Here is a 12,075-nt window from a genome sequence, read left to right as displayed (position 1 = left end):
GTCACCAGTGACGCTGCCACCGCCTTGTTGACCGCGTCGATGCGGGAGACCGCGCCGAGCTTCGCGAAGATGCGACGCAGGTGGCTCTTCACAGTGGCCTCGGTCAGGTCGAGTCGCCGCGCGATCTGGGCGTTGGTCATCGCCTCGGCCGCGAGTTGCAGGATCTCCAGCTCGACGGAGGACAGAATGGCGGACTCGGCGTTCTGCACCTGCACCAGGCTCTGACCGGAGACCGAGAGCAGCACCGAGCCGCTGCCGTCGCGGGCCTTGCGGATCGCGGCGACCAGCTCCTCACGACCCACGCTCTTGAGCAGGTACGCGCGCACCCCCGCGGCGATCAGTCGGCGCAGCAGGTCAGGGCTGTCATACATGCTGAGGATGACGACCGCGCTGTCGGGCGACACCTCACGGATGCGGCGCACCGTGACCACCGGGTCGTCGCCGGGAATCTCGACGTCGAGCAGCACCACGTCGGGGCGCTCCGACGCCGCCTTGGCGACAGCGGTGGCCGAGTCGCCCGCCTCGTCGACCACGTCGAGGTCGGCGTGCACCTCGAGCACCCAGCGCAGCCCCTCGCGGACGAGAGCGTGGTCGTCGACTATGAGGATGGTGGTGGCGCCGGCGGGAGACCCGCCGTCGGACCGCGTCAACCTAACCCCCAGACCCCATCCCCCGCCGCCAGCGTGCACACGATTGGCACCGTATCGCGGCCGTGTGACGCCACAGCTATCGTGGCGTCCTCCCGACACGAAGAACGCCACGATCGCCGCGCGATTCTGTCAGTCTCGTGTGGACAGACGGACCAACTCGCCGATGCCGAGGCCCTTGTTGGCGATGTAGAAGCTGCCGTCCTTGGCGATGGCGAACGACATCGGGGAGTCCAGGCCGGTGCTCACCAGCTCCCGGTGGCTGCCGTCGCGCTCCACCCGGATCAACGCACCTGTGGAATCCCCGGAGCTGAGCCCGTTCTTCGCGATCTCCAGCACGACCAGTCGACCCCGCTTGTCGAAGGCGATGTCGATGATGTTGGTGAAACCGGTCGCGAAGATCGTCGGTTCCTGGCCGGGCACCAGCCGCCACACCCGGGCGCCACCGTTCGGGAAGGGGTGCCCGGTCAGCTGACCGATGTAGAAGGCGCCGTCCGGCCCGCGGGTGATGGTGACCGGTACGAACTGGATCGGCGTCGTCGAGCCGGGCGGCAGGCCCCACTCCGGCGGCGCCGGCACCTGCTCCTGTGGCCACACGTGTTCGGCGGTGACCACGCCACGACGGTCGATCCGGAGCACGTCGTTGGCGGCCGCGTCGAGCGCGTAGACGTCACGCCCGTCGGCGACGACCGCGTACGGCTGGCTCTCCGGAATGACCCCGTCGGGGTTGTTCTGCCCCTCGTAGGCGGAGAGGTCGCCGACGACCGACCAGCGGCGCTTCCCCTCGACCCGGAGGATGGTTCCCATCGTGGCCCCGGCCGCGCCGAGCAGGTCGCGCGAGACCGGGTCGGTGCTGTAGCCCATCGCCACCAGGAGCTTGCCCTGCCGATCGAAGGCCAGGTCGTGGGCGCCGTAGACGGAGAAGCCGGCGCCAGTGCTCCGCAGCGACGGCAGGCCCGTCACGACTCGCTTCTGCCAGCCGTGACGGACCGCCGTGATCGCACCGGTCGAGCCGTAGCAGAGGTTGGTGCCGAACGTGCCGGGGATGCACACGTCGTCGCCGCCGAGCCCGGCCTCGGCGACGTAGACGATGCCGGCCCGGTCGATGGCGACACCGCGAGGGTTGTCGAGGTTGCGGGCGACGACGGTCAGTCGCCCAGTGGTCGAGGTGGCCGCTGTGGCGGGCGCGGCAATGCCGGCCACCAGTACCAGCGGCACAGCCAGCGACAACGTTCGTCGCATCGCGTCGAGCATGGGTTCTCCTCAGCAAGCGGGGTTCGGATGCGAACGACGCTGCCGGCGTTGCCTCGAGGCCCGGTGGAGGAAGGCTCGACAGGTCCGCCTACTCAGGCTGATTGGGAGTGCCCCGCCCCAGCTCATAGGGGGATGTGACGCCCTCGTAGGCGAGGTGCATCACCATGCCGTTGGCCGCGTGGTCGAGGTTGTGGCAGTGGTCCATCCAGAGCCCCGGATTGTCCGCCTTGAAGCCGATTTCGTAGATCTCACCGGGAATCACGTCGAGGCTGTCGATCCACCACGGTGACCCGGTCGCGCGGACCCCGTTGCGGGACAGCACCAACGCGTGGTGGCCGTGCAGATGCATCGGGTGGTTCTGGTGGCTGCGGTTGACGATCCGCACCTTGACCACGTCGTCCATCCGGACCATGAGCGTCGGCGTGTCGGGGAAGCTGTGCCCGTTGATGATCGGCACCAGGTGCAGGCCCCCGTTGTAGAAGGACAGCCGGTCGTCGAGGAGTTGGGTGAACGAGCGGTCGTACGACGAGCCGGCGTCGAAGGGCCGGGATCCGCCGGAGCCGTACGAGAGCGGGTCGAAGTGGTCCCCGTCGTCGACGATCTTCGGCGTCGAGGCGTCACCCGGTGGCGCCAGGACCAGCCCGCCGTCGCGGTTGGCGAGGTCGGTCAGGCGTACCGGGCCCGCCGGCATCGTGAACGTCACGTCGTAGCGTCCACCGGTAGCCAACCCGAACCGCGGGTCGGTCAGCGGGGTTGGGCCGTTGACGTCGACCCCGTCGATCGCCGCCACCCGCACCGGCGTGCCGTTGACGGTCAGAGCCCGCGGACGGCTGTCGGTGGACGGGTTGTTGTCGGTATTGATCAGGCGCAGACGCACCGGCGTGCCCGGAGCGACCTCCTGGCGTTGCAGCGTGTCACTCGTGCCGAACGACACGATGTTGTCGTCCGGCGTACGCCACTCGTGGGCCTGCACGACGAAGTCCCGCTCGCCGGGTGGTGGGCCGTCGCGCGGCTCGACGATCAGCGCGCCGAACAGACCCCGCCTGATCGCCTCGAGCGGGTTCTGATGGGTGTGGTACCAGAAGGTGCCGACCTGCTCGGCGATGAACCGGTAGGTGAAGCTGCCGCCCGGCTCCACGGCGTTCTGCGTCGCACCGGCGACGCCGTCCTCACCGTTGGGGACGTCGAGGCCGTGCCAGTGGATGGTCACGTTCTCGTCGGGAATCTCGTTGTGCAGCGTCACCTCGACGAGGTCTCCCTCGCGGACCCGCAGCTCCGGCCCGGGCGACTGTCCGTTGTACGTCAGCGCCTTGATCTCGGTGCCCGACGAGAGCCGTACCGTGGCGTTCTTCGCGGTCAGGGTGAATGCCTTGTTGGGCTTGCCGGTCCGCGGCCCGCGCAGGTCGTCGACGGAGGTCCCGCCGTGGCCACCGTGACCGATCGACGGGCCGCCGCCGTAGTCGACGTTGTCGTGGGACGTCATTGTCATGCGGTCGGGCAGCCTGCTGCTCTGCGCCACGTAGGTGATGCCGGCGGCGACGACCAGCACCACGACGGCGGCCTGCGCGGTGGCGCGCAGGGCGCTGGCACGACGGCCACGACGGGCGAAATCGGTAGCGGTGACGACCCGCAGACGATGCCCCTGCCAGAACCACAGCACCACCACCGACAGCAGGATCGGCGCGGCGTGGGTCGCGATGTCGTCGAGGTAGGACGGGACCGGACGGGACACGTACGCGAAGTAGACGCCGACCACCGTCGCCACGGCCGTCACCTGGACCGGCACGACGAATCGGGGATGGGCGGCGGCGGAGCGCGTCTCGGCGTCGACCGGCGCGTCGTCGCGGTTGGCCAGGGCGCGTAGGCCCGGCACGGTCCAGATGACGACGGCCAGCATCGGCAGCAGCAGGAGCGGCATCTGCACGATCACGCGGTTGTCGGCAAAGATCCAGTCGACGGCGAGCATCAGCCCGATCGCGACGCACTTGACGACCAGCACCACCAGCGCGGCGACGAGCAGACGCAGCAGCCGACGGGCACTCTTGCGCAGCGCCTCGGGCGTCGGCCGCCAGGCCAGCCGCGTGGCGAGGATCGCCGCGGACAGCCAGATCAGGAACAGGACCCCGGCCAGGATCCCATCGGCGTTCTCTCCGACCTCAAACATGACGCCAACATACGAAGGATGCGCACCGCCCGGCATCCGTTGAGGAACGCCCGGTTGATACGGCGATCGCCGTAGCCGGCACCGCCCGCGAAACAACTGCCGTAGTCAGCTGCCGGGCGCGACGAGCCCCGTCTGGTAGGCGAGGACGACGAGTTGCGCGCGGTCGCGGACGCGGAGCTTGACCATGGCTCGGTGGACGTGGGTACGGGCCGTGGCCGGGCTCATCGACAGCCGGCGCCCGATCTCCTCGTTCGTCAGCCCGCTGGCCACCAGGCTCATCACCTCGCGCTCGCGGTCGGTCAACACCGCCAGCCGGCCGCCGTCGACCGGCGTGGGCGCGACCTTGCTGACGAACGCGCTCACCAGCCGGCTCGTCACCCGCGGCGAGATCAACATGTCGCCGCCGGCCACCACCCGCACCGCCTGGCGCAGCTCGTCGGGCTCGATGTCCTTGAGCAGGAACCCGCTCGCGCCGGCGCGCAGCGCCTCGAAGACGTACTCGTCGAGCTCGAAGGTGGTCAGGACGATGACCCGCACGGCCGGGAACCGCTCGACGATCGCGGCCGTTGCCCGTACGCCGTCGAGCACCGGCATTCGCACGTCCATCAGCACGATGTCCGGCCGGGTGGCGGCGACCATCTCGACAGCCTGGGCGCCGTTGGACGCCTCACCGACCACCTCCAGGTCGTCGCTGTGGTCGAGCAGGCCCCGGAAGCCGGCCCGCACGAGTGTCTGGTCGTCCGCCAGCACCATCCGGATCGTCACGCTGTCTCCTCCACCTCGACCGGCAGCCGCGCGGCCACTCGGAACCCCCCGCCCTGCGGCCGGGGCCCGGCCTCGAGCGACCCGCCGGCCGCCGTGGCCCGTTCCCGCATGCCGGCCACCCCGTGCCCTCGTCGGCCCGCCCCGGACCCGACCCCGTCGTCGACGATCTCCACAGTGACGGCGTCACCCGCGTAGGCGATGGTGACGTCGACGGTCGTGGCTTCGGCGTGCTTGACCGTGTTGGTGATCGACTCCTGCACGATCCGGTAGACCGAGAGCGCCACCTCCGGCGGGATCGGGCGCGGGGTGCCCGCGATCCCCGACCGCACCTTCACGCCGGCCTGTTCGGCGACTGCGAAGACGCGCGCCAGGTCGGGCACCTCCCCGGCGTCGCGGAGCATGCCGATCGCCGAGCGGACCTCGTGCATGGCGTCGCGTGCCGCGCCCCGGATGCTCCGCAGCGCGGCCCGCGCCTCGGCCGGCTTGCTGTCGAAGATGTCGTCGGCGAGGCTCGCCTGCACACTGATCGCGGCGATCGTGTGACCGAGTACGTCGTGGACCTCGCGGGCGATGCGGAGCCGCTCCTGGGCGACCTCGTGCTGACGCTCCTGGCGCATCACGGCGAGACGCTGCTGCGCCTCGGCCAGCCGGTCCCGGCGAGTGCGGATCGTCTCGGCGAGCAGCACCACTGCCGCGAGCAGCGAACCCTCTTCGAGGGTGGCCGAGAGGGCGGGAAAGAAGCCCTCGCCGAGCAGCGTGTACCGCATGATCAGCTCAAGGACGACGAAGAACCCGGCGACGACGAGCGCCCAGGTGAACCGGCCGGCGGCCGCCACGGAGAAGAGGGCGGCGGCCAGCGGGAGGGCGGGTGGGATGCCCGGGTATTCGAGCGCGTAGTAGATCATCAGCGCGGTGACCGAGCCGACCAGCACCAGCAGCGGCCAGCGGCGCCGGAAGACCAGCAGCAGCCCGATCACCGCGCCGATCGCGTAGGCGCGCGCGTCCGGCGGCCGGGCGCCGGGCTCGTCGGCGACCCGGATCGCCACCGCCACGACGGCCGCGACGACGACAGCGATGAGGGCATCGATCGCGACTCGCCTGACGGCCGGGTTCATGTCCGCAACGGTACGACGCGCGCACGGTCCGTTAGCGAGGGCCCCTTCCCAACCGGAAACCGTCAGCAAGGGGCCCGTCGGCTCAGCCGCGGCGGAGCGAGAGCAGGGTCTGCCCGGTGGGGATCACAGTGCTGGCGTCCACCTGGAGCCCGGCCTTCTCGCCCAGTTCGGCGTACTCGCGCCAGGTCCTCGCCTTGCCCGCCATGAGCGAGAGGAGGCGCAGGTCCATCTGGGTGATGAACATCAGCCGGGCCGGGTCATCGGGGAAGTTGTCGTTCTCGTCCTTGACCAGGATCTGCACGATCAGCACCTTTCCGGTCGTGCCGATCGCGTCCGCCGCCCGCTGGAGGATCTTCTCGGCGGCGCTGTCGTTCCAGTCGTGCAGGACGTTCGACAGGATGTAGACGTCGGCGCCGGCCGGGAGCGGGTCGAAGATGCTGCCGCTGACCACCTCGGCGCGGTCGGCGATGCCCGCCGCCTCGAACCGGGCCCGGCCCTGCTCGACGACGCCCGGCAGGTCGACCACTGTGCCGCGCAGGTGCGGCTGGGCCTTGAGGATCTCGGTGAGCAGGGCACCGGTGCCGCCGCCGACGTCGATGACGTGGTTGACGGTGCTCCAGTCGAAGCCCTGGACGACCTGGTCGAAGTAGCTCGCGTGGGTGGCCATCAGCGCACCGAACGACGTGGCCCGGTCGGGGTTGGTGGCCAGATCGTCCCAGAACTCGATGCCGTAACGCACCGGGTACGCCGCGTCGCCGGTGCGGATCGAGTGGGTCAGCGAGCTGAACGTGCCCTCGATCCGGCCGGCCATCGAGTCGACGTCGAGCCAGGGACGTTGGGCGGCGGGGTGGTCGGTCTTGAGGAACTCGGCGGCTTCCGTCAGGGCGTACACCCGCGGTTCGGTCTCCTTGAAGACGCCGCGGACCGAGAGGTAGCGCAGCAGCCGGTGCAGCGCGTCGGGATTGGCCTTCGTCGCCGCGGCGAGCTCGTCGAGCGTGGTGGTGCCCGCGGCGATCAGGTCGGCGAGGCCGAGCGTCGCCGCGGCCCGCACTGCCCACGGCGTGATCGTGTCGGTCAGCGAGTAGAGATTGACCCGATTTTCCGTCATGGCGGCGAGCTTCGACGACGGCGCTCGAGACCGGCTCGAAGCCGCGTCGATCGACCGGTTCTCCAGCCGGGTTCGAGCGGGCGGGCGCAGGCTGCGCCTGTCACGGCCGCCATGCGAAGGGGACACGATGGGCGCCAGCCACCAGGAGCGCGGAGCGATCGAGGTCATTCAGGACCTCATGCAGCAGAAGTGGGTCTACGAGCTGTTCGGCGAGATCGGCGCGCGCCAGGGTGCCTCGGCCGCGCACGTCGAGCAACTGAGGGCGGTCGATTCCGCCGCGCACGTGTTCTGGCCGTTCCAGGCACCGCCATTTCCGGTGATCGCGGCAACCGCCAGCGGATCGACGTTGACCGACATCGACGGCAACAACTACCTCGACTGTCACATGGGGTACGGCGCTCAGGCGCTGCACGGGCACAATCCGGCGCCGGTAGTCGACTTCGTCCGCGAGCACCTCGGCAAGGGCACCGGCAACGGCTACACCAACGCGTTGGAGCTGGAACTCGCGACGTTGCTGCGCGAGATCCTCCCGCACAACGAGAAGTTCGCCTTCCAACACTCGGGTACGGGCGCCACCCAGTCGGCGATCCGGCTCTGCCGTGCGCACACCGGGCGGCGGATGGTCGCCAAGTTCGAGGGCACCCTGCACGGGTCCCACGATCTGGCCGTCCACAACACCGCGCCCTGGTATCACGGGCATCCCGCGGTGCCGTTCCCGGAGATCGGCAAGGACGGCATTCCGCTGGTCTCGGCGTTTGCCGGCGTCACACCGGCCGAGCCGCGCGACCTGCTGATCCTGCCCAACGACACGGCGCTCGCCGTCGAGTTGATCGAGCGCCACGCTGGCGAGTTGGCCTGCATCCTGGCCGAGCCGGCCGCCTCGTCGTTCCCGTTCGAGGAGACGACGATCCCGATGATCCGCGAGGTAGCGGTCGCCGCCCAGCGACTCGGGGTGCCGTTCATCCTCGACGAAGTGCTGACGGGCTTCCGTTCAGGGCTCGCCGGCGCCGCGCAGAAGTTCGACATCCCGACCGACCTCGTCACCTACGGCAAGGTGATCAGCGGGCTCGGGCTGCCGCTGTCGGCGATCGGCGGTCGGGCCGACATCCTCGACATCTCGCAGACCAGTGGGCAGTCCTGGACCGACTTCGGCCAGAAGACCGGCCTGCAGGGCAGCCACACCGGTAACTACCTGTCGGTGGCGGCGTCGCTGGCCACGCTCCAGCTGCTCCGCGACAAGGGGCCCGCCTACTACACCGACCTGCGGGCCAAGGTCGACCGGGTCCAGGCGCGGCTGGCCGCGTTCCGGGCGGCCGAGGGGATCCCGCTGCGCATGGTGGGGTTCGGCGACTACATCGGGTGCTTCCAGTTCCTTCCGGAAGACTCCTACACCGACTACCGGGACTACTCGCGGGCACTCAACCCGGCGACGTTCATCCTCACGCTGCTGCTGCGCAAGCGCGGCATCTACACGCTCGGTATGCCGATGTTCTTCGCCGGCGGCGCTCACAGCGACGCCGACGTCGACCGGCTGACCGATGCCGTGCTGGAGAGCACGCTGGAGCTTCGCGCCAACGACTTCCCCTTCGACCTGGCGTGGCCGGCGACGTCCGCGTGGGGCTCCGGCTCCTCCGAGTGGGGTTCGGGTTCCTCCGACTGGTCGTAGCCACCTCTGCGTCACCGGGCCCGGGTCAGCTCCTGACCCGGGCCCTCCTCATGTGCCGTACAGGTCATACGCAAATAGCCGTACTTGACTAATCGTACGCGACGGCGTGTAGTCGAAGGGTGGGTCCGCTGTCGACCCCGTCCGACTTCAGGAGGAACGCGATGACGGAGAGCTGGACCGACGAACGCAGCACCGCCCCACCCAATCCGCGCCGATGGCTGATCCTGGCCGTCATTCTGGCCGGGGCATTCATGATTCTGCTGGCCACGACGATCGTCAATGTGGCTGTCGCGCCGATCCAGCGCGACCTGCGGTCGACCTACACGGCCATGGAGTGGGTCATCGCCGGCTACGCGCTCGGCTACGGCCTGTTACTCATCCCCGCCGGCCGGATCGGCGACCGCTTCGGCCACCGCAAGCTGTTCCTCATCGGCGTCGCCGGGTTCACGCTCGCGTCGGCGGCGTCGGCGCTCGCGGCCACACCCGGCCAGCTGATCGCGTTCCAGGTGGTGCAGGGCATGATGGCCGGCATCCTCAACCCGCCGGTGCTGGCGCTGATCCAGACCACGTTCCCGGCGAAGGAGACCGGCAAGGCGTACGGGATCTACGGCGCGATCGGCGGCATCGCGACCGCCAGCGGCCCACTCCTCGGCGGCCTCCTGATCGCGTGGGACCTCAACGGCTGGGACTGGCGACCGGTGTTCCTGCTCAACGTGCCGATCGGCCTGGCCACGTTCGTCGCCGCGCTGATCCTGGTGCCCGAGTCGCGAGGCCGCCGCGGTGGGCTCGACGTGATCGGCATGCTGCTCGTCTCGGCCGCCGTCCTGCTGCTGGCCGTACCCCTGGTCGAGGGCCAGCGCCTGGGTTGGCCGGCATGGACGTTCGTCTCGATGGCAGCGGCGCTGCCCGCGCTGGCCGTCTTCGCGGTGTGGGAGTTGCGCCGCGCCCGACGTGCCCAGGTCCCGCTCGTGAGCATGCGGCTGTTCGCTCACCGCTCGTTCTCCGCCGGCGTCGGCATCAGCCTCTGCTACTTCGCGGGCTTCATCGGCCTGCTCTTCGCACTCTCGCTGCACCTTCAGATCGGCCTGGAGAAGTCCGCCCTGACGACGGGCCTGATCCTGCTGCCGTTCTCGTTCGGCACACTGGTCGGCGCGGCCATCTCCGACAACGTCGCCCGAGCGCTCGGCCGCGGCGTCCTGATGCTCGGCGCCGGCATTGTGATCGTCGGCATGGTGGGCATCATCGCCACGATCCACTGGTGGGGTTCCGGCCTGGAGCTACTGCCGGCCCTGCTCTTCGCCGGCTTCGGCTCGGGCCTGGTGATCGCGCCGAGCGTCGAGATCGTGCTGGCCGGCGTGCCCTGGCAGGATGCGGGCGCGGCCAGCGGTGTGCTCGGCACCGCCCAGCGTCTCGGCCAGGCGATCGGCGTCGCGGTGGCCGGCGTGGTCCTCTTCGGAACGCTCGGTTCGTACTCGGGGACGGCCGCTGAGAAGGCGAGCCCGGAGCTTCAGGCATCGCTCGTGGCGGCGGGCCTGCCGCCGGCCGAGGCGAGCGCGGCGACGACCACCTTCGCCGACTGTTTCATCCGCCAGTCGCGCGCGTCGGATCCGACGGCCACGCCGCCCGGCTGCGCGGACTCGGCGCCAGGTCCGGTCGGCGAGGCCTTCGACAGCGCTGCCACGTCGGCGCTGGAGACCAACTTCAACCGCGCGGTCCAGTGGACCGTCGGCGCCGTCCTGGTCGGGGTGATCCTCACGTTCCTTCTCGTCTACCTGCTGCCCCGCCGGCCCGAAGAGCCCTGGGCCGAGGCGAGCAAGCCCGATTGGAACGTGACCACCCAGCCCGAGCCCGCTCAGTGACAGGCCGCCAGCCCCGGCCCCGGAGATGCCACCGGGGCCGGGGCTGGCACCGTCACGATGTGGTCATCGATGTCGGTTGGTTGGCCATCAGCTTGGGCAACTGGTCGAGCAGCTCGTCGTGCCAGGCGAGCTCGGTACGGAGTCGGAGCTCGGTATGACGGAAGGTCGTCCACTCCAGACCGCGGATGTGTGGCGCCGCCAGCTCTCGGAGCGCGAGCCACGAGTCGAGCTGCTCGGCGAGGGCCTTCCGGCGCGCCACGATGATCGCGCGCAGCGCGTCTTCTCCGAGGTCGATCACGTTCTGCAGGGCCAGGTCGACCGGGTCGTGACGGAGCTTGGTGTCGCGCAGCGCCTCGTCGCGGTGATCGATCAGCTCCGCCGCGCCGGCCGAGGTGAGCGCGTAGATCGTGCGGGCGGGCCGGTTGCCCTCCTGCTCGGTCCGGATCGCCTCGATGACGCCCTCGACCTGCATTCGGTGCAGCGCGCCGTAGAGCGACCCCGGCTTGACGTCGCTCCACAGCTCGGTACGGTCGACCTGGGCCGCCCGGCGGATCTGGTGCCCGTGCATGGGGCCCCCGCGCGCGAGCGCTCCGAGTACGAACAGGCGAGTGCTATTCACGGCATTAGTCCAACACGAGTGCCCGTTTGCGGGCAAGTTACCCAGAGCAATCCTTGAGCAGCCTGCTATCCGTGAAACGTCGGGTCGCAGAGCCTCGGCAGGACGATCAGCGAGGCCGCGATGGCCCTGTTGACCGCGTCGATCCGGGATACCGCACCGAGTTTGGCGAAGATGTTGCGCAGGTGGCGCTTGACCGTCGCCTCCGACAGGCAGAGCCGGCCGGCGATCTGAGCGTTGCTCATCGCCTGACCAACCAGTTGCAGGACCTCGCGCTCACGGTCCGACAGCGTGCTGTGAACTGGCCCTTGCACCTGGGTCAGGCTCTCTCGCGACACCGCCAGCATCACCGGGGCGTCATCGGCGCGGGCGCTGCGGATCGCCGCCACCAACTCCTGGCGCGTCGAGTTCTTCAGCAGATAGCCGCAGATGCCAAGGGTCAACAACTCACGCAGCAGCGTCGGGCCGTCGAACATGCTGAGGATGATGACCCGGCTCGCCGGCGCGACGTCACGGATCCGGCGGACCGTGGTGGTCACCCCGTCCCCGGGGATCTGCACGTCGAGCAGCACGATGTCGGGCTGGCGGATTCGGATCTCGTTGATCGCGGCGCCGCTGTCGCCGGCCTCGCCGACGACCACGAGGTCGCGCTGGGCGTCGAGGATCTCCCGGAGGCCGTCGCGCACCACTACGTGGTCGTCGACCAGAACGATGCGGGTCGGCTCGATCATCGTGACGGTCACCGGCCAGCCCCCGCCCCGACGGCGAGCAGCGGCACGACGAGCTCGACCGAAGCGCCCTGGTGGCCCGCCGCGCGCACAGGCGGCCCGCCGCGCCGACGAGCTGATCGAGATGACCGGCCTGACCGGCTTCGAGAAGGC

The 12,075-nt window shown here is 69.9% G+C and carries 10 protein-coding genes; 2 read left to right on the top strand and 8 right to left on the bottom strand.

What is annotated here, in order from left to right; genetic code table 11:
* From AB0C20_RS31305 to AB0C20_RS31280, 6 genes are all read right to left on the bottom strand, one after another.
* Positions 1 to 650, bottom strand: a 650-nt coding sequence (locus AB0C20_RS31305; RefSeq protein ID WP_357569331.1) for a response regulator transcription factor, incomplete at its 3' end; no start/stop codon positions are given.
* A 129-nt stretch (positions 651 to 779) separates the two neighbouring features.
* Positions 780 to 1,901, bottom strand: coding sequence for a ScyD/ScyE family protein (locus AB0C20_RS31300; protein ID WP_357569330.1), 1,122 nt, complete (start codon positions 1,899 to 1,901; stop codon positions 780 to 782).
* Positions 1,902 to 1,989: 88 nt separating this feature from the next.
* Positions 1,990 to 4,065, bottom strand: a complete 2,076-nt coding sequence (locus tag AB0C20_RS31295; RefSeq protein WP_357569329.1) for a multicopper oxidase family protein — start codon at positions 4,063 to 4,065, stop codon at positions 1,990 to 1,992.
* A gap of 105 nt (positions 4,066 to 4,170) precedes the next feature.
* On the bottom strand, positions 4,171 to 4,830 hold the full coding sequence (locus AB0C20_RS31290; protein WP_112581714.1) for a response regulator transcription factor: 660 nt from the start codon (positions 4,828 to 4,830) through the stop codon (positions 4,171 to 4,173).
* Positions 4,827 to 5,945, bottom strand: a complete 1,119-nt coding sequence (locus AB0C20_RS31285; protein WP_357186267.1) for a sensor histidine kinase — start codon at positions 5,943 to 5,945, stop codon at positions 4,827 to 4,829. Before AB0C20_RS31285 ends, AB0C20_RS31290 begins: the two co-directional genes overlap by 4 nt.
* Positions 5,946 to 6,027: 82 nt before the next feature.
* Positions 6,028 to 7,053, bottom strand: a complete 1,026-nt coding sequence (locus AB0C20_RS31280) for a methyltransferase (RefSeq protein WP_357186270.1) — start codon at positions 7,051 to 7,053, stop codon at positions 6,028 to 6,030.
* A 127-nt stretch (positions 7,054 to 7,180) separates the two neighbouring features.
* On the opposite strand from AB0C20_RS31280, the gene AB0C20_RS31275 reads away from it, so the two are divergent.
* Both AB0C20_RS31275 and AB0C20_RS31270 read left to right on the top strand, forming a co-directional pair.
* The gene (locus AB0C20_RS31275; protein ID WP_357186273.1) at positions 7,181 to 8,719 is read left to right on the top strand and encodes an aminotransferase class III-fold pyridoxal phosphate-dependent enzyme; all 1,539 of its coding nucleotides are present in this window, start codon (positions 7,181 to 7,183) and stop codon (positions 8,717 to 8,719) included.
* 161 nt (positions 8,720 to 8,880) lie between these two features.
* Positions 8,881 to 10,578, top strand: coding sequence for an MFS transporter (locus AB0C20_RS31270; protein WP_357569328.1), 1,698 nt, complete (start codon positions 8,881 to 8,883; stop codon positions 10,576 to 10,578).
* Positions 10,579 to 10,630: 52 nt separating this feature from the next.
* Here AB0C20_RS31270 and AB0C20_RS31265 read toward each other — a convergent pair whose 3' ends face one another.
* Together AB0C20_RS31265 and AB0C20_RS31260 are read right to left on the bottom strand one after the other, a co-directional pair.
* Positions 10,631 to 11,197 carry a PadR family transcriptional regulator gene (locus tag AB0C20_RS31265; protein WP_357186279.1) on the bottom strand — a complete coding sequence of 189 codons (567 nt, stop codon included), beginning with the start codon at positions 11,195 to 11,197 and terminating at the stop codon, positions 10,631 to 10,633.
* 65 nt (positions 11,198 to 11,262) lie between these two features.
* The gene (locus tag AB0C20_RS31260) at positions 11,263 to 11,937 is read right to left on the bottom strand and encodes a response regulator transcription factor (protein WP_357186283.1); all 675 of its coding nucleotides are present in this window, start codon (positions 11,935 to 11,937) and stop codon (positions 11,263 to 11,265) included.
* Positions 11,938 to 12,075: the final 138 nt, after the last annotated feature.

Source organism: Micromonospora sp. NPDC048843 (assembly GCF_040649965.1).
GTDB lineage: Bacteria > Actinomycetota > Actinomycetes > Mycobacteriales > Micromonosporaceae > Micromonospora > Micromonospora hortensis.
The sequence above is the reverse complement of the archived record's forward strand: the minus strand, read 5'-3'. Positions and strand labels throughout refer to the sequence as shown.

Excerpts from the sequence above, each read along its gene's own strand:
- AB0C20_RS31300 (WP_357569330.1), bottom strand. The coding sequence starts at position 1,901 with ATGCTCGACGCGATGCGACGAACGTTGTCGCTGGCTGTGCCGCTGGTA.
- AB0C20_RS31295 (WP_357569329.1), bottom strand. The coding sequence starts at position 4,065 with ATGTTTGAGGTCGGAGAGAACGCCGATGGGATCCTGGCCGGGGTCCTG.
- AB0C20_RS31275 (WP_357186273.1), top strand. The coding sequence starts at position 7,181 with ATGGGCGCCAGCCACCAGGAGCGCGGAGCGATCGAGGTCATTCAGGAC.
- AB0C20_RS31280 (WP_357186270.1), bottom strand. The coding sequence starts at position 7,053 with ATGACGGAAAATCGGGTCAATCTCTACTCGCTGACCGACACGATCACG.
- AB0C20_RS31285 (WP_357186267.1), bottom strand. The coding sequence starts at position 5,945 with ATGAACCCGGCCGTCAGGCGAGTCGCGATCGATGCCCTCATCGCTGTC.
- AB0C20_RS31270 (WP_357569328.1), top strand. The coding sequence starts at position 8,881 with ATGACGGAGAGCTGGACCGACGAACGCAGCACCGCCCCACCCAATCCG.